This is a genomic window from Mesorhizobium sp. M0478, from assembly GCF_040321305.1.
Taxonomy (GTDB): Bacteria; Pseudomonadota; Alphaproteobacteria; order Rhizobiales; family Rhizobiaceae; genus Mesorhizobium.
This window is the reverse complement of sequence record NZ_JAMYRH010000003.1, coordinates 61,377-76,898: the sequence shown is the minus strand read 5'-3', so window position 1 is coordinate 76,898 and position 15,522 is coordinate 61,377. Positions and strand designations below refer to the sequence as shown.

Annotated in this window: 17 protein-coding genes and 1 pseudogene; 9 read left to right on the top strand and 9 right to left on the bottom strand. The window is 62.9% G+C overall.

Annotated features, from left to right (window positions below; genetic code table 11):
• Positions 1-60: 60 nt before the first annotated feature.
• The 3 genes from NKI64_RS08270 to NKI64_RS08260 form a co-directional block, all read right to left on the bottom strand.
• Positions 61-540: a DUF2938 domain-containing protein gene (locus tag NKI64_RS08270; protein WP_352667503.1), complete on the bottom strand. Its 480-nt coding sequence runs from the start codon at positions 538-540 to the stop codon at positions 61-63.
• A gap of 87 nt (positions 541-627) precedes the next feature.
• Complete coding sequence (locus tag NKI64_RS08265; protein WP_352463266.1) at positions 628-1,110, bottom strand: peroxiredoxin; 483 nt, start codon at positions 1,108-1,110, stop codon at positions 628-630.
• Between the two features lie 111 nt (positions 1,111-1,221).
• A complete protein-coding gene (locus NKI64_RS08260; RefSeq protein ID WP_352463265.1) occupies positions 1,222-2,028 on the bottom strand; it encodes a protein-disulfide reductase DsbD domain-containing protein in 807 nt (268 codons plus the stop codon).
• A gap of 214 nt (positions 2,029-2,242) precedes the next feature.
• Between NKI64_RS08260 and NKI64_RS08255 the strand changes: the two genes are divergently transcribed.
• Complete coding sequence (locus NKI64_RS08255; protein ID WP_023668405.1) at positions 2,243-2,851, top strand: YqgE/AlgH family protein; 609 nt, start codon at positions 2,243-2,245, stop codon at positions 2,849-2,851.
• A gap of 196 nt (positions 2,852-3,047) precedes the next feature.
• On the opposite strand, the gene NKI64_RS08250 is transcribed toward NKI64_RS08255, so the two are convergent.
• The 4 genes from NKI64_RS08250 to thrC are packed head-to-tail and all read right to left on the bottom strand — an operon-like array spanning position 3,048 to position 9,255.
• Complete coding sequence (locus NKI64_RS08250) at positions 3,048-5,936, bottom strand: EAL domain-containing protein (protein WP_023754851.1); 2,889 nt, start codon at positions 5,934-5,936, stop codon at positions 3,048-3,050.
• Between the two features lie 3 nt (positions 5,937-5,939).
• The gene (locus tag NKI64_RS08245) at positions 5,940-6,536 is read right to left on the bottom strand and encodes a GNAT family N-acetyltransferase (protein WP_352667499.1); all 597 of its coding nucleotides are present in this window, start codon (positions 6,534-6,536) and stop codon (positions 5,940-5,942) included.
• Between the two features lie 14 nt (positions 6,537-6,550).
• The gene (locus tag NKI64_RS08240) at positions 6,551-7,843 is read right to left on the bottom strand and encodes a M16 family metallopeptidase (protein ID WP_023668402.1); all 1,293 of its coding nucleotides are present in this window, start codon (positions 7,841-7,843) and stop codon (positions 6,551-6,553) included.
• A gap of 14 nt (positions 7,844-7,857) precedes the next feature.
• Positions 7,858-9,255, bottom strand: a complete 1,398-nt coding sequence (thrC, locus tag NKI64_RS08235) for a threonine synthase (protein WP_023754850.1) — start codon at positions 9,253-9,255, stop codon at positions 7,858-7,860.
• A gap of 126 nt (positions 9,256-9,381) precedes the next feature.
• Here thrC and NKI64_RS08230 point away from each other — a divergent pair, with 126 nt between their 5' ends.
• The 7 genes and pseudogenes from NKI64_RS08230 to NKI64_RS08200 form a co-directional block, all read left to right on the top strand.
• Entirely contained in the window at positions 9,382-10,113 is a 732-nt protein-coding gene (locus NKI64_RS08230) for a hypothetical protein (protein ID WP_023668400.1), read from the top strand.
• A gap of 199 nt (positions 10,114-10,312) precedes the next feature.
• Positions 10,313-10,636, top strand: coding sequence for an ArsR/SmtB family transcription factor (locus NKI64_RS08225; protein ID WP_023668399.1), 324 nt, complete (start codon positions 10,313-10,315; stop codon positions 10,634-10,636).
• Positions 10,633-11,058: an SRPBCC family protein gene (locus NKI64_RS08220; RefSeq protein ID WP_023668398.1), complete on the top strand. Its 426-nt coding sequence runs from the start codon at positions 10,633-10,635 to the stop codon at positions 11,056-11,058. The genes NKI64_RS08225 and NKI64_RS08220 overlap by 4 nt, the downstream gene beginning before the upstream one ends.
• A 57-nt stretch (positions 11,059-11,115) precedes the next feature.
• Positions 11,116-11,508: a VOC family protein gene (locus NKI64_RS08215; RefSeq protein ID WP_352667494.1), complete on the top strand. Its 393-nt coding sequence runs from the start codon at positions 11,116-11,118 to the stop codon at positions 11,506-11,508.
• Positions 11,509-11,533: 25 nt separating this feature from the next.
• Positions 11,534-11,755, top strand: coding sequence for a hypothetical protein (locus tag NKI64_RS08210; protein ID WP_023668396.1), 222 nt, complete (start codon positions 11,534-11,536; stop codon positions 11,753-11,755).
• Between the two features lie 3 nt (positions 11,756-11,758).
• The gene (locus NKI64_RS08205; protein WP_352667491.1) at positions 11,759-12,217 is read left to right on the top strand and encodes a DUF1801 domain-containing protein; all 459 of its coding nucleotides are present in this window, start codon (positions 11,759-11,761) and stop codon (positions 12,215-12,217) included.
• A 25-nt stretch (positions 12,218-12,242) separates the two neighbouring features.
• Positions 12,243-12,650: pseudogene (locus NKI64_RS08200) on the top strand (DUF1801 domain-containing protein); the annotation flags it as partial.
• A gap of 17 nt (positions 12,651-12,667) precedes the next feature.
• On the opposite strand, the gene NKI64_RS08195 reads toward NKI64_RS08200, so the two are convergent.
• Positions 12,668-13,354 (bottom strand): HAD family hydrolase, encoded by a 687-nt coding sequence (locus tag NKI64_RS08195; protein ID WP_023830053.1) that lies wholly within the window; start codon positions 13,352-13,354, stop codon positions 12,668-12,670.
• 188 nt (positions 13,355-13,542) lie between these two features.
• Between NKI64_RS08195 and NKI64_RS08190 the strand changes: the two genes are divergently transcribed.
• Positions 13,543-14,676: a site-specific DNA-methyltransferase gene (locus NKI64_RS08190; protein WP_023727472.1), complete on the top strand. Its 1,134-nt coding sequence runs from the start codon at positions 13,543-13,545 to the stop codon at positions 14,674-14,676.
• A gap of 220 nt (positions 14,677-14,896) precedes the next feature.
• Here NKI64_RS08190 and NKI64_RS08185 read toward each other — a convergent pair whose 3' ends face one another.
• Positions 14,897-15,508: an HAD family hydrolase gene (locus NKI64_RS08185; protein ID WP_023701993.1), complete on the bottom strand. Its 612-nt coding sequence runs from the start codon at positions 15,506-15,508 to the stop codon at positions 14,897-14,899.
• Positions 15,509-15,522 lie beyond the last annotated feature (14 nt).

The window sequence follows — 15,522 nt, the reverse complement described above, 5'->3', positions numbered from 1 at the left end:
GAGATCATCGATACCGTAGCCGCGATGAAGCCGCTGGCGACCAGCGGATAGAACCTGTCCTCAGCGGATCAGCAGGGCCGTGCCGTAGAGGCCGAGCGCGAACACCGTGTGCGAGATCACATTGAAGGCGCGGATCTGCATCGCGTTGGGGCGCTTTGAGGCAGCCCAGCCGGCGCCCATGCCGGGCGCCAGCAGGAACCAGCCGGCGCCGATGGTGACCATGCCGAGGATGAAGGCCGGCAGGAAGGTCGGCGCGTCCAGCCATGCCGTGCCCACCAGCGCCACCAGGATGAAGCCGTAGACGATGCCGGTGACATAGTGGAAAGCCCAGCCCAGCGCCTGCTCATGCGCATAAGGTGCGGCTTGGGCGATATCGTCGTGGAAAACCTTGCCTTCCCTAAGGTGCCAGACCCAGCGGCCGGGCGGCCCCCAGTTCGGCCGCGGCTGGCTGAGCGCCAGATGCAGGAACAGCGCCCAAAGATCCATCAGCACCGTGGCGCCGATGCCGATCGCAATGCTGCGCCAGATGATGCCAAACATCGTCGATGTCCCCCAAAGCAGGCAATCCGGCTGGAAGCGCGTGGTCGTCAGGCCATGGCGTTCATAAGCCGACGCGGCCGCTGCGGTTTAGAGCTGGCTCAGAATGTGAGCGGCACCCGATGTGTCGACTCCTGGCTTGGTCTCGACATTGAGCGCCGTGACCTTGCCGTTGTCGACGATCATCGAGAAGCGCTTCGAGCGCAATCCCATGCCGCCGCTGGAATAGTCGGAGTCGAGGCCGATCGACTTGGCGAAGTCGCCATTGCCGTCGGCGAGATAGAGGATCTTGCCTTGACCGCCGGTGAAATTCGCCCAGGCGCCCATGACATGGACATCGTTGACCGACACGACGGCGATGGTGTCGACGCCGCGGGCCAGGATGGCATCGTGGTTCTCGAGATAGCCCGGCAGATGATTGTTGCTGCAGGTCGGCGTGAAGGCGCCGGGAACACCGAACAGCACGACCTTCTTGCCCGCGAAAATCTCGGCCGAGGTGATCACCTTGGCTCCGTCGGTGGTCATTTCCTTGAAGGTCGCATCGGGCAGTTTGTCGCCAACGGCAATCGTCATGATGGTCCTCGTGTGAAAAGCAGGGAAGGTTTCTTGCGATAGCGAAATCGGGCATCTCCCGCAACCGCCGACAAGGCCTGGATCAAGGGAAAGCCCGGATCGGGTTCGGTATCAGGGGAACGGCAGAACGCCCTCGACCGCGCCTTCGGCACTTGTCAGGGTGTAATACAACCCGCCATCGGTCGGTGTCGTCGACGGCCGGTCGAGGATCGGAATGGTAAATACCAGCCGGCCGTCCTTTTCGCTGCGTGCAGGCGCCCCGAACATATAATCGCGTCCCCCGGCGACGAATAAATCCGCCGCCTCCGGATCTCCGGGAAAAGTCGCCTCGACCATCAGCGTCTCATGGTCGCCCGGCAGCACCTTGATCCCGAAATCGGGCTTGGCAGGCGCGGGCAAGGTGGCGAGTGCAGCCTTCACCAGCGCCGCGTCCTCGGCATTGTCGGGATCGGCGGCGGGATCGACGCTCAGCCGCGTCTGCACCGGAATACAGATCGTCTCGCAGATGCCAAGAAAGATGTCGGCATCGATGACGGCCGCATCCCCAGGCGACGACAAAGTGAATGTCACCGGCAGCGAGACCGGATGGTTGTAGCCGGCCCATTTGCCGTAGCCGTCGTCATGGCGCTGCGGCGGCGGGAAGGAAAACGCCGCATCGGTGATGTTGGTGCTGGCCGAAACGTCGATCTGCGGCGGCACGCCGGCGTCGCCCGGATCGCGCCAATAAGTTTTCCAGCCGGGCTTGAGCGCGATGTCGAGCACGCCCTGTATGCGGCCGGCCTCGTCGGCCTTGCCTGTTGTCACCAGCCGCACCCTGCCGCCTTCGCTGTTGTACCAGTCGGAAGACGAGGCGGCGGCGGGAAGGGCTACTCCGCATCCGATGGCGGCGCCGAGCAGCAGGATTTTCAAGCTTTGCATGGCGTTGATTTGATCGTCAGTTCATGGCCGCGCAATGTTTTCATGGCGCTCTGCGTATCATATTTGCGTGACCTTCGGGCAAGGAACAGTTGGTTCAAGCAATCGGCCGAGCAAAGTTTACAGCCAGGAATCCGTTGTTCCAACCGTCGGGCTTTGGCCGAATCCCACGCCACGCATCTTTTCGGCGTCCCGGAAACGCGTTACGCTCCCGTCCATGGACTTGTTGCGCCACAAAAAGACGGCCGGTGGACGCGGCTTTCTTGACGACCAGTTTCTGATTGCCATGCCCGGCATGAAGGACGATCGCTTCACGCGCTCGGTCATCTACATCTGTGCGCACAGCGATGAAGGCGCCATGGGCCTGATCATCAACCAGACGCAGCAGATGCTGTTTCCCGATCTTCTGGTGCAGCTCGGCATCATGAACGAGCAGGAGGCGATCAGGCTGCCGGCGCAGGCTCGCGACTTCGTCGTGCGCAATGGCGGCCCCGTCGACCGTAGCCGCGGCTTCGTCCTGCACTCGGGCGACTACCGGGTGGAATCCTCGCTCACCGTCTCCGACGATATCTGCCTGACCGCGACGGTCGACATATTGCGCGCCATCTCGTCCGGCCGCGGCCCGCGGCGCGCATTGATGGCGCTCGGCTATTCCGGCTGGGGCGCCGGCCAGCTGGAAACCGAGATCGCCGAGAATGGCTGGCTGACCTGTCCGGCGACGCCCGAGCTTCTGTTCGACGCCGACATCGAGCGCAAATACGACCGCATCCTGGCATCGATCGGGATTGATCTGGCGCATCTGAGCCTGGCCGCGGGGCACGCCTGAGGCCTCGCATTTGCCGACGTTCCGCCGAACCTTCGCGACTAGCCGAAGCCGCCCGCCACTTTCGTCATCCTAGGGTCTGCGCTGCGTCGCTGCGCTCCTTGCTTCGCCCCAGGATGACGAAGGCGCGGTCGCTTCAGCTAATTTTCGGGGTTCATTCCAATGTAACCACGCGCCTGCACGACGCATGCCTCACCCATCACGCCTGCGTCATCGGGTACTGTTCTTTCAACGCCTTCAGCACCTGGTCGCCTGGCATCGGCGCGCCGAACATGAAGCTTTGCACATATTCGCAGCCCATCTGGCGCAATTCCAGCGCATCGCTTTCGTCGGAAATGCCCTCGGCCACCACCGACAGGCCGAGTTCATGCGCCATGTTGACCATGGATTTGAGCAGCACCGCCCGCTTCGGCGTCGCGTCGTCGACGAAGCTCTTGTCGATCTTGATGGTGTCGAAGGGGAAGCGGGTCAGATAGGCGAGCGAGGAATAGCCGGTGCCGAAATCGTCCAGCGACAGGCCGATGCCGAGCTGCTTGAGTTTGGTCAGCACATGCGAGGTCTGCTCTGGATTGTCCATGACCAGCGATTCGGTAAGTTCGAGCCGGAAGCAGCGCGGCTTCAGATTGGCGCGGGCGATGACCGAGCGGACATCGCTGACCAGGTCGCGGCGGATCAGCTGGCGGCTGGACAGATTGACCGACACCGACAGCGGGGTGTCGCCGATCTGCTTTTGCCAGCCGGCGAGATCTTCGGCCGCCTGCTGCATGGCAAACAGCCCAAGCTGCACGATCAGGCCACAGCTTTCGGCGACCGGGATGAAATCGCCCGGCGGGATCATGCCGCGGCGCGGATGGTCCCAACGCAGCAGCGCTTCGAAGCCGGCAATGCTGCCGTCCTCCAGCCGCACGATCGGCTGGTAGGCAAGGGTGAATTCGCGCCGCTCGATGGCGCGGCGCAGATCGGATTCGAATTGCAGCCGGTCGGTGCCGACGGTGCGGAAGGCCGGCCGGAACGGCTCGATCCTGTCGCCGCCGAAGCGCTTGGCCTGGTGCATGGCAAGCTCGGCGTCCTTGACCATGTCTTCTGCCGAAGTCTGCGCCGAGGTCCAGGTGATCAGGCCGATCGAGGCAGTCAGCACGATCTCGCGCTTGGCGAAGGTGATCGGGTTGTTGATGGCGTGCTTGATGGCGTCTGCCACCGCCGCGATGCGGGAGGGTTCCTGTTCGGAGAGCAGCATCAGGGCGAACTGGTCACCGGCAAAGCGCGACAGCGAATCCTTAGGTTTCAACAGCCGGTGCAAGCGGCGCGCAATGGTGAGCAGGATGGTATCGCCGGCCGAGATGCCAAGCCCGTCATTGACCTGCTTGAAACGGTCGATGTCGATGACGAAGACGGTGGGGCGCACCTTCTCTTCGGTGCGCGCGATCGAGATGATGGCTTCCAGCCGGTTCATCAGAAGTTCGCGGTTGGGCAGGCCGGTCAGATTGTCGTGAACGGCATCGTGCAGCAGCCTTTCCTCGGACTTTTTCTGCTCGGTAACGTCGACCATGGTGCCGACGCAGCGAATCACTTCGCCATCCGAGCCGATCACCGGCCGCGCCCGAAGCAAGAACCAGTGGTAGTGCCCGTCGGCGCCGCGCAGGCGGAAATTCTGCGAGACCCGGCCGCGCCGATGTTCGAGCACCACGTCGAGGGTGGTGCGGAACGTGTCGCGGTCGTCGGCATGCAGCACCGGCAGCCAGTTGCGGGCCGCACCCCCCAGGCTGTTGGGCGCCAGGCCAAGCTGGATGCTGACGTCGGGCTTGGTGACGACGCGGTCGCGCAGCACGTCCCAGTCCCACACCGTGTCGCCGGAGCCGGCGACGGCCAGCGCCTGGCGCTCGAGATCGGAGAACAGGCCCTGATGCAGCGCGCCGCCGGCAAAGGCATGCTGCATGACGGTGAAGCCGATCAAAAGGATGATCAGGATCAGCCCGCCGCCCAATGCCGGCTGGGCGATGTCGTTGTCGAGCATGCCGGTGATCGCCATCCACGACCCGCACAGCCATAGCAGCACCATCACCCAACTGGGCACCAGCATGATCGCACGGTCGTAACCACGAAGACCGAGCAGGATGATGAGGCCGAGCCCGGTCAGCGCGGTGGCGGCAAAGGACAGCCGGGCAATACCGGCGGCGACGGCCGGATCGATGATGGCCACACCCGCGATCAGCACCAGGCCGAGAATCCAGACCAGCGCGCCATAGCTGAAATGCCCGTGCCACCGGTTGAGGTTGAGATAGGCGAACAGGAACACCACGAAGGTCGCCGCAAGCGCCACCTCCGTTCCCGCCCGCCACATCTGCTCGTTGCCGGGCGATATCTCTATGATCTTGTTCAGAAAGCCGAAATCGACGCAGATATAGGCAAGTACCGCCCACGCAAGTGCGGCTGTCGCCGGAAACATCGAGGTTCCCTTGACGACGAAAAGGATGGTCAGGAACAGCGCCAGCAGCCCGGCGATGCCGATGACGATGCCGCGAAACAGCGTGTAGGAATTGACCGAGTCCTTGTAGGCTTCCGGCTCCCATAGATAGACCTGCGGCAGCTTCGGCGAGGCGAGTTCGGCGATGAAGGTGATCACCGTTCCCGGGTTCAGCGTCACCCGGAACACGTCGGCGTCGGAGCTTGACTGGCGGTCGAGCGCGAAGCCCTCGCTGGGTGTGATCGCGGCGATGCGGGTGGCGCCGAGATCGGGCCAGAAGATGCCGGAATTCACCAGCCTGAAATGCGGCGCCACGATCAGCCGGTCAAGCTGCTGGTCGGTGGTATTGGCGAGCGCGAACACCGCCCAGTCACCGCTCGAGCGCGCGTCATTGGCCTCGACCTCGATGCGCCGGACGATGCCATCGGGGCCGGGTGCGGTCGACACCTGGAAGTTTTCGCCCTGGTTGCGGTAAATCTCGACGGCGCGCGACAGGTCGAGCGCGACATCGTCGCGGGCAATCTTGATCGGTTCGACGGCGAAGGCCGGGAGCGCCGCGCAAAGCGTGACGACAACCGCCAGAACAAAGGCCAACAGCGACCCGTTTCGCAGGAAATTCGTCAAAAATCAGTCCTTCGTTCCAGCGCCCGGCGGATCGTCCGCGATCCGGGCGTAGAGGTAGTGGTCCTGCCAGACGCCGTTGATCCTGAGGTAGGATCGCAGAAGTCCTTCGCGCCGGAATCCGGCTTTTTCAAGCACGCGGATCGACCGGACATTGTCGGGAATACAGGCAGCTTCGATCCGGTGCAACCTCAGCGTATCGAAGGCGAAGCGGCAGACCACCTTGACCGCGTCGGTCATCAGGCCGCGGCCGCCAAACCGCTCCCCGATCCAGTACCCGACATGGCCGCTTTGCGAGACGCCGTGGCGGATATTGCCGAGCGTAATGCCGCCGGCAAGCTTGCCGCTCGCCTTCTCGAAGATGAAGAAGGCGATGGCTGTCCCCTGCGCATAGTCTTCGCGGTAGCGGCCGATGCGCAGCCGCCAGGCGGTGCGGTCGAGTTCATCGGGCGTCCAGCGCGGCTCCCACGGTTCGAGGAAGGCACGGCTTTCGCCGCGCACCGCTGACCATTCGCGATAGTCGTTGGTGTAGGGCACGCGCAGCATGACCCGGTCGCCTTTCAGTGCCGGCAGGTCACGGCGAAAGAAAGGGAGCGCGAACACCGGCGCTTGAAGGCTTAGACGGCGAGCTTGCGGGCCGTGGTGTGCGTGCCCGCAAGCGAATCGAGAATCGCCTCATAGGGCGCGAGCGTACCCACCGGTCCAACCGCGGTCAGCGTCGGCTTGGTCGAAAACAGCCGGGACGAAAGGTCGGTCAGCCGCTCGACGGTCAGCGCCGACAGCCGTTCCATCAATTCCTCCTTGGCGATCGGCCGACCGAACAGAAGCAGCTGCCTGGCGATCTGCGAGGCGCGGCTGGCCGGGCTTTCAGCCGACATGATCAGGCCGGCGCGATATTGCGCGCGGGCGCGGTCGAGCTCTTCCTGAAGGATATTCTCGCCGGCCTTCTGCAGCTCGTCGATAATGACCGGCACCAGTTCGGCAATGTCGCTCTGCCCGGTCGCGGCATGAACGCCGAAGATGCCGGTATCGGAAAAACCCCAGTGGAAGGCATAGACCGAATAGCACAGGCCACGCTTTTCGCGGACCTCCTGGAACAGCCGGGACGACATGCCGCCGCCGAGGATCATCGACAGCACCTGCGAAGCGTAGAAATCGCGCACATGATAGGCTCGGCCTTCGAAGCCGAGCACGATCTGCGCGTCCATCAGGTCGCGATCCTCGCGGAAATCGCCGCCGACATACTGCGCATATTGCGGCATCGTGCTGTCGGACTTGCTGCGGAAACCGCCGAGCTGCTTTTCGACCTCGCGCACGAAATTGTCGTGCTTGATGTCGCCGGCCGCCACGATCACCATCTTCTCGGCGCCATATTGGCGCTCGATGAAATCATGCAGCTGTTTGGAGGTGAAGGATTTGACGGTTTCCGGCGTGCCGAGGATCGAGCGGCCGATCGTCTGGTGGCGGAAGGCGGTCTCGGTGAAACGGTCGAAGACGATGTCGTCGGGTGTGTCGTGCGCGGCGCCGATCTCCTGCAGGATCACATGCTGCTCGCGCTCCAGTTCCTCCGGGTCGAATTCGGACTCCTGCAGGATATCGGCAAGGATATCCACCGCCAGCGGCACATCGTCGGACAGCACCCTGGCGTAATAGGACGTCGTCTCGACTGATGTGGCGGCATTGATCTCGCCGCCGACATCCTCGATTTCCGAGGCGATCTCGAAGGCCGTCCGCCTTTTCGTACCCTTGAAGGCCATATGCTCGAGCAGATGGGCCATTCCGTGCTCGTCGTCACGCTCATTGCGGGCGCCGGACTTGACCCAGGCGCCAAGGGCAACGGATTCGAGGCTTGGAAGGGTTTCGGTGGCGACTGTCAGGCCGTTCGACAGACGGCTTACCTCAACACCCATATGGCAAGTACTCCCTAACGCGCTGCCCTTGAGTGGCGGCTCACGTAATCTTCCACCATTTTCAGGTCGGATGGAAGTACCGTGTACTTTTCGTCGGCTGACATCAAGGACCCCAGCCATGCGGGCAGGGCCGGCGACACGCCGCAGGCGGCTTCGACCGCGGCCGGGAACTTGGCCGGGTGCGCCGTGCCCAGCACCACCATCGGCACTGCACCGTCAGCCTTGCCGGCGGCGACATGCACGGCCGCGGCCGTGTGCGGATCGAGCAGATAATTGCTGGATTCGAGCGTTGAACGGATGGTGGCGGCAACCTCGTCCATATCAGCGCGTCCGGCGTCGAATTCGGACCGCATCCGGTCGATTTCCGCGGTTTCGATGGTGAAGGCGCCGGATTGCTTGAGGCCGGCCATGTAACGCCGCACCGTCTCTGCGTTACGGTCGCAGGCCTCGAACAGCAGTCGCTCGAAGTTCGACGATACCTGGATGTCCATCGATGGCGACGTCGTCGCAAACACACCCTTGGTGCGGTATTCACCGGTCGCGAAAGTGCGCGCCAATATGTCGTTGTCGTTGGTGGCGACGATCAGCCGCTCGATCGGCAGGCCCATCTTCTTGGCGGCGTAACCGGCGAAAATATCGCCGAAATTGCCGGTCGGCACGGTAAAGGAGACCGGCCTGTCCGGCGCGCCGAGCGAAAGCGCCGAGGAAAAATAATAGACGATCTGGGCCATGATGCGGGCCCAGTTGATCGAATTGACGCCCGACAGCGACACGCGATCACGAAAACGATGATCGTTGAACATATCCTTCAGCAGGCCCTGGCAATCGTCGAAATTGCCTTCGATCGCCAGCGCCTGGACGTTGGCGGCAGTCGATGTCGTCATCTGCCGCTGCTGCACCGGCGAGACGCGGCCATGCGGGAACATCACGAAAATGTCAGTTCGGTCGCGGCCGGCGAAGGCATCGATGGCGGCGCCGCCAGTGTCACCCGAGGTCGCGCCGACGATGGTGGCGCGCTGGCCACGCTCAGTCAGTACATGGTCCATCAGCCGGGCAAGCAGCTGCATGGCAACGTCCTTGAAGGCCAGCGTCGGACCGTGGAAGAGCTCGAGGATGAACGTGTTGGCGCCGGTCTGCACCAGCGGGCAGACGGCCCGGTGGCGGAAGGTGGCATAGGCTTCTCGCACCAGGCGCTCGAAGACGGGTGCGGCGATCTCGCCGCCGAGGAACGGCGTCAGCACGCGGATGGCGAGGTCCGCATAGGGCAGGCCGCGCATGGCGCGGATCTCGGCTGCCGAAAACTGCGGCCATGTCTGCGGCACATAAAGCCCGCCGTCGCGGGCCAGCCCCGCCAGCACCGCGTCGGCAAATCCAAGCACGGGTGCATCCCCGCGGGTACTCACATAGCGCATCGTCAAGGTCCATTGCTGCCGCCGGTTCATCCACGGCAATTGGTTAATTTTCCGAGCCGGCTCAGTCGCATTTTTGCCGTGGCGTTGCTATACGTCACCAACTTTGCGAGAGGGAAGTGCAGTTTCATGGCGTTTCACAAGTTCAACCGTCGCTTTGTCGCGGGTCTGGCGCTCACCGGCTTTATGCTTGCCGCCGCCGGTTGCCAATCGAGCGACAATGGCATCCTCAATCTCGGTTTCGGCAAGAAGACCGACCCGAATGCGCCAATACCGCCGCAGGATCCCAAGGTTCTCGCCAGCCAGTTGCAGGCCTACTGCCCGAAAGTGACGGTGCGCGATGGCACCGCCTACTTCAATACCTACGCCAAGGGCGCGCCGCAGCCGAGAAAGAAAAAGGCTGATGCGGCACAGGATGCCGAGGCCGCTGCCGCCGCGCAGACGGCGCCTGACGGCTCCATCGTCGATCCGAACAAGGATCCGGCCAAGATCATCTACCAGGCCTCGATCAGCGATGTGAGCCGCGATTGCAGCCGTGCCAACGGCCAGTTGACGATGAAGGTTGGCGTTGCCGGCAAGATCGTGCCGGGACCGCTGTTCGCCCCCGGCACCATCACCATGCCGATCCGCATTGCCGTCATGCACGGCCCCGACGTGCTTTATTCGCAAATTCACCCCTATCAGATCCAGGTCAGCGATCCCTCGACCGCCACCCAATTCGTGTTCACCGATCCCAACGTCGTCGTGCCCGAACCCTCCGCCCGGGATTACACTGTCTATGCCGGCTATGACGACACCGCGCCGGCGGCGGCGGACAAGAAGTCCGGCAAGAAAAAGAAGCGCGCTCCCGCGACGAACTAAGCGCCTGGGCGCCGTCGCTGCTGCGACGGTGCCGGTCAACTCTTTGAAAGATCCAAACGATCCGATCGTAATCCTGCAGGCGTGCGCCTGCGGCAGGTCGCGTCTGCGCTTTAATCTCGATCCATTCCGCCAGCGCACTTGACTCATCCATATCCCGGCGGTTATACGTCAATCAATAGCTCGCAGGTTATTGATCCCGATGCCGGACGCCCACGATACTTTGTTCAGAACGCTTGCCGACCCGACTCGGCGGGCCATCTTCGAGCGCTTGTGCCGCCAAGGTGAGCAGACCGTGGGGGCGCTGACGGCGCAGTCCGGGGTCTCGCAACCGGCGGTGTCGAAGCATCTCGGCGTCCTGAAGCTGGCCGGCCTGGTGCGTGACCGCCACGCCGGACGCCAGACCCACTACAGCGCCCAGCCCGCGGCACTTGGCCCGCTGACCGACTGGACAGTTCAAATGACTGGATTCTGGGAGAGCCGCTTCGATGATCTCGAGAGCCTGCTGAAAAGGATGGACCAGTGAGCAATCCCGAGCTGCGCACCGTCGTCGTCGAACGTGAAATATCCTGGCCGGCGGAGAAGATCTGGCGCGCGTTGACGCAGCCGCATCTGATTGAGGAATGGCTCATGAAGAACGATTTCAAGCCTGTCGTCGGCCACAGCTTCAATCTTCGCGGCGACTGGGGCGGCGTGCTCGACTGCGAGGTGCTGGCCATCGAGCAAAACAGGACGCTGTCCTACAGCTGGGATTTTGCGCATGAGGATGCCGCCTACAATCTGACGAGCGTGGTGACGTTCACGCTCACACCCACGAGCTCGGGAACCCATCTGCGCGTCGAGCAGTCGGGCTTCCATCCGAGCCAGAAGCAGGCCTATGGCGGCGCCAGGGCCGGGTGGCAGCAATTCCTCACCAAGCTGGAGCAGGTCCTGGCGAAGCCGGATTGAAGCCTGCCGGTACCATGCCCTGATCGCGGGGCACCGAATGCAAAAAGGAGTAAATCGATGAAGATCAAGCTGACCAGCGTCTATGTGGACAACCAGGACAACGCACTGCGCTTCTACACCGACGTGCTGGGCTTTGCCGTGAAGGCCGACTTCAGCAATGGGCCTTTTCGTTGGCTGACCGTCATCTCACCCGATGAGCCCGAGGGAGCCGAGCTACAGCTGGCGCTCAACGACAACCCGGCCGCCGAGGCCTACCAGCAGGCCATCTTCAAGCAGGGGCAGCCCGCGCTCATGCTGTTCACCGACGAGGTCAAGGGTGATTACGAGCGCATCAAGGGACGCGGCGGTGCGTTCGCCATGGCGCCGACAGAAGTGACCGGCTCGACCATCGCCCAGCTCAACGACAGCTGCGGCAATCTGATCCAGATCACCCAGCTGGCGCGTTGGTAGGCGCTGGTTTCAAGAGGAGGTTGCAATGAATTTGAGCAAATGGATACGTCAAACCCATCGTTGGCTGTCGATCATCTTCACGCTGACCGTGGCAGCCAATTTCATCACCATGGCGTTCGGGCAACCTCCGGCCTGGGTGGTCTATTCGCCGCTGCTGCCGCTATTCCTGCTGCTGTTCAGCGGCCTCTACATGTTCGTGCTGCCTTACGTCGCGAGATCGCGTGGCGAGCAGGGCGCGCAAGGGTAGGACATGGCCAAGGCGCCGGGAAAATCGAAGGTCGCAAAACCGGCCCCAGACAAGCCGGAAAAGCCGGTCCTGCTTTCGGGCGGCAACCCGCAGATCCCGAAGGCCTATGGGGACGCTCCGGTGCAGGCATATATTGCTGCCATGCCGGGCTGGAAAAGCGATGTCGGGCGCCGGATCGACGCACTTATCGTCAGCGCCGTCCCCGGCGTCTGCAAGGCGGTGAAGTGGAACTCACCGTTCTATGGCATCGAGGGCGAGGGTTGGTTCCTCAGCCTGCATTGCTTCACCAGATACGTCAAAGTCGCCTTCTTTCGCGGCACGTCGCTCGATCCTGTGCCTCCCGGCGGTTCCAGGCAAAAGGAAGTGCGGTATCTCGACATCCATGAAGGCGAAGAGATCGACGAAGCCCGCTTCGCCTCCTGGGTGAACCAGGCCAGCCGATTGCCCGGCGAGAAGATGTGAACGGAGGCAGACCATGAAGATCAGCATGTCGAGCAACGACGAGGGAGGCGCCTCTGCCTCCGAGCGGATAGATGCCCGAATCCGGGAGCTGGACGATTGGCGGGGCAAGACGTTGGCCAGCCTGCGCAAGACCATCCTCGACGCCGACCCGGAAATCATCGAGGAGTGGAAGTGGATGGGCAGCCCGGTATGGTCACGAGACGGCATGATCGCCGTCGGCAACGCTCACAAGGACAAGGTGAAGCTGACCTTTTCTCACGGCGCCAGCCTGCCGGATCCCGACAGGCTGTTCAACAACGGGCTCAACGGCAAGGTGTGGCGCGCCATCGATGTGTCGGAGGGCGACGTGATCGATGCGGATGCGCTGAAAGCGCTCGTCCGCGCCGCGATTGCCTACAACAGGGCTAAGAAGAAACCGGCCAGGTCGGCCAAAGCCAAGGACTGGTCGGTTCAGGCGTCCGACCACTCCGACAGAGCGGCAATCACACTTTTCAGTTCGGCCCAGCGGCGGATGACGGTTTCGGCTCCGGCTTCGGTCAGCACATCGGCATGGCCGGGATAGCTGTGCGCGGCGCCGGTGAAGCCGATCACGCGCATGCCGGCGGCCCTGGCGCCGGTGACGCCGTGCACCGAATCCTCGATGACGAAGGTGTTTGCCGGATTGGCGTTGAGTTGCTCCGCCGCAATCAGGAACACATCCGGCGCGGGCTTGGTTTTCTTGCTTGGTATTTCCAGCGCTGAAAAAATCCGGCCGGCGAAGAACGGCAGCAGGCCCACTTTCTCCAGCATGAACTCGATCCGCTCCAAGCGTGAGTTCGAGCAGACGCAGCGCGGCGCGGTGACCGCGGCGACCGCCTCGCGCACGCCGTCGATGGCGCGCACGTCGCTGCGCAGTTTGCGGTCAACCAGCTCTTCGGCCCGGTCGATCATCGAGGCCTGGAACGGGATCGCGGATTTTGCCTCGACCCGCATCATGATGTCCTTGAAGGTCAGTCCGGCATAGGTTTCGGCGTATTCCTCGGCCGAGATTTCATATCCGGCCAAGGTCAGCAATTCGGCCTCGACGCGGGCTGCGATGATTTCGGAATCGACGAGCACGCCGTCGCAATCGAAGATGACAAGGTCTGGCTGGGGCATGGCATCCGAACGAGGGAGGGTGATGAGAGGCCCGGCAAGGCTCAAGCGGCGCGACATACACCAACGGGCCGGGCTGCGCAAATTGACGACGTCAGGGCTGCTTGGCCCGTTGCGTCCTTCACCGAATATTTACGCTGATCGGTAACCATAACGGGGAGTAAACAGTAACGCGTGCCTTGGGTGTAAAAATGTCTGCCGTGCGTCTTGTCGCCGACCTCTCCCACGCCCCCCAGCAATCCGAGTGGCTGGACACGATCCTCAAGGGCGATTGTGTCGCCGCGCTCGATCGGCTGCCGGAAAAATCCATCGACGTCATCTTCGCCGATCCGCCTTACAATCTGCAGCTCGACGGCGATTTGCACCGGCCCGACCAGTCCAAGGTCGACGCCGTCGACGATGACTGGGACCAGTTCGAGAGTTTCGAGGCCTATGACGCCTTCACCCGCGCCTGGCTCCTGGCGGCACGCCGCGTGCTGAAGCCGAATGGCACCATCTGGGTCATCGGCTCCTACCACAACATCTTCCGCGTCGGCGCCAAGATGCAGGATCTCGGCTTCTGGATTCTCAACGATGTCGTCTGGCGCAAGACCAACCCAATGCCGAATTTCCGCGGTCGCCGCTTCCAGAACGCGCATGAGACCATGATCTGGGCCTCGCGCGACCAGAAGGGCAAGGGCTATACCTTCAATTACGAAGCCATGAAGGCATCGAACGACGACATCCAGATGCGCTCCGACTGGCTGTTCCCGATCTGCACTGGCGGCGAGCGGCTGAAGAACGACAATGGCGACAAGCTGCATCCGACGCAGAAGCCGGAAGCGCTGCTCGCCCGCATCATGATGGCCTCGACCAAGCCGGGCGACATCGTGCTCGACCCGTTTTTCGGCTCCGGCACCACCGGCGCCGTGGCCAAGCGGCTTGGCCGCCATTTCGTCGGCATCGAGCGCGAACAGGCCTATATCGACGCCGCCAACGAGCGCATCGATGCGGTGCGGCCGCTGGAAAGCGCCGATCTCGCCGTGCTCACCGGCAAGCGCGCCGAGCCGCGCGTCGCCTTTGTCAGCCTCATCGATACCGGGCTTATGCAGCCCGGCGCCACGCTTTACGATGCCAAGAAGCGCTGGTCGGCCAAGGTACGCGCCGACGGCACGGTTGCCATCGGTGACAGCGCCGGCTCGATCCACAAGATCGGCGCCGAAGTGCAGGGCCTGGACGCCTGCAACGGCTGGACCTTCTGGCACTATGAGCGCTCGGGCGGCCTGACCCCGATCGACGAACTGCGCCGCATCGCCAGGCTCGGCATGGAGCGGGCAGGGGCCTGACGCTACCACATAAAGGTCGGCGCCCTACGGCGCCCCCCTCTGGCCTGCCGGCCATCTCCCCCACGAGGGGGGAGATCGCGCGCTTCATTGTTTTCGCCAACCTTCAACGTTGTAAGAAAGAGCCGTCGGCGAGGCTGCCAATCTCCCCCCTCGTGGGGGAGATGCCCGGCAGGGCAGAGGGGGGCGCCATAAAGCGCTACCTTCGACCCCTCTGCGTAGCTCAGGTCGCGATGCCATACCGCTCAAGGTCCGCCTTGAGCGTCTTTGCATCTGTGAACAGCACAGCATTCCAGCCGGCCACCCTGGCGCCATCGACATTTCTGGGGCTGTCGTCGATGAACAGCGTGGCTGACGGTTCGAGACCGAACGCGGCGACGTGATGGTCGTAGATGGCGCGGTCGGGCTTGATCTCACGGATATCGGCCGACACGGTCACGCCGCGCGGGCGGCTAAGGAAATCGAAGCGCAGTCGTGCCTCGGCAAGTGTGTCGGCGGCGAAGTTCGTCAGCATGGTCACGTCGTGGCCGCTCTCGATCAGGCCGAGCATGATGGCGACGCTGTCCTCATAGGCATGCGGCACCATGTCGTTCCAATAGCGTCGGAAATTGCGGATGTTTTCAGCATGATCCGGGTAATCCGCGATCAGCAGCGCTTCCGCCTCTTCCCACGTCCGGCCACGGTCCTGTTCGATGTTCCAGTCATGCGTGCAGACATTGTCGAAGAACCACTTGCGCTCTTCGGCATCGGGAATGAGGCGGCTGAACGGAATGTTCGGATCGTAGTGGAGCAAGACGCGACCGATGTCGAACACGATATGGCGGATTTCAGTCATTTCGGGCCTTTCAA

Coding starts and splice junctions, on each gene's coding strand:
- NKI64_RS08270 (WP_352667503.1), bottom strand. CDS start 540: ATGTTTGGCATCATCTGGCGCAGCATTGCGATCGGCATCGGCGCCACG.
- NKI64_RS08265 (WP_352463266.1), bottom strand. CDS start 1,110: ATGACGATTGCCGTTGGCGACAAACTGCCCGATGCGACCTTCAAGGAA.
- NKI64_RS08260 (WP_352463265.1), bottom strand. CDS start 2,028: ATGCAAAGCTTGAAAATCCTGCTGCTCGGCGCCGCCATCGGATGCGGA.
- NKI64_RS08255 (WP_023668405.1), top strand. CDS start 2,243: ATGGACTTGTTGCGCCACAAAAAGACGGCCGGTGGACGCGGCTTTCTT.
- NKI64_RS08240 (WP_023668402.1), bottom strand. CDS start 7,843: ATGGGTGTTGAGGTAAGCCGTCTGTCGAACGGCCTGACAGTCGCCACC.
- thrC (WP_023754850.1), bottom strand. CDS start 9,255: ATGCGCTATGTGAGTACCCGCGGGGATGCACCCGTGCTTGGATTTGCC.
- NKI64_RS08230 (WP_023668400.1), top strand. CDS start 9,382: ATGGCGTTTCACAAGTTCAACCGTCGCTTTGTCGCGGGTCTGGCGCTC.
- NKI64_RS08225 (WP_023668399.1), top strand. CDS start 10,313: ATGCCGGACGCCCACGATACTTTGTTCAGAACGCTTGCCGACCCGACT.
- NKI64_RS08215 (WP_352667494.1), top strand. CDS start 11,116: ATGAAGATCAAGCTGACCAGCGTCTATGTGGACAACCAGGACAACGCA.
- NKI64_RS08210 (WP_023668396.1), top strand. CDS start 11,534: ATGAATTTGAGCAAATGGATACGTCAAACCCATCGTTGGCTGTCGATC.
- NKI64_RS08205 (WP_352667491.1), top strand. CDS start 11,759: ATGGCCAAGGCGCCGGGAAAATCGAAGGTCGCAAAACCGGCCCCAGAC.
- NKI64_RS08195 (WP_023830053.1), bottom strand. CDS start 13,354: ATGCCCCAGCCAGACCTTGTCATCTTCGATTGCGACGGCGTGCTCGTC.
- NKI64_RS08190 (WP_023727472.1), top strand. CDS start 13,543: ATGTCTGCCGTGCGTCTTGTCGCCGACCTCTCCCACGCCCCCCAGCAA.
- NKI64_RS08185 (WP_023701993.1), bottom strand. CDS start 15,508: ATGACTGAAATCCGCCATATCGTGTTCGACATCGGTCGCGTCTTGCTC.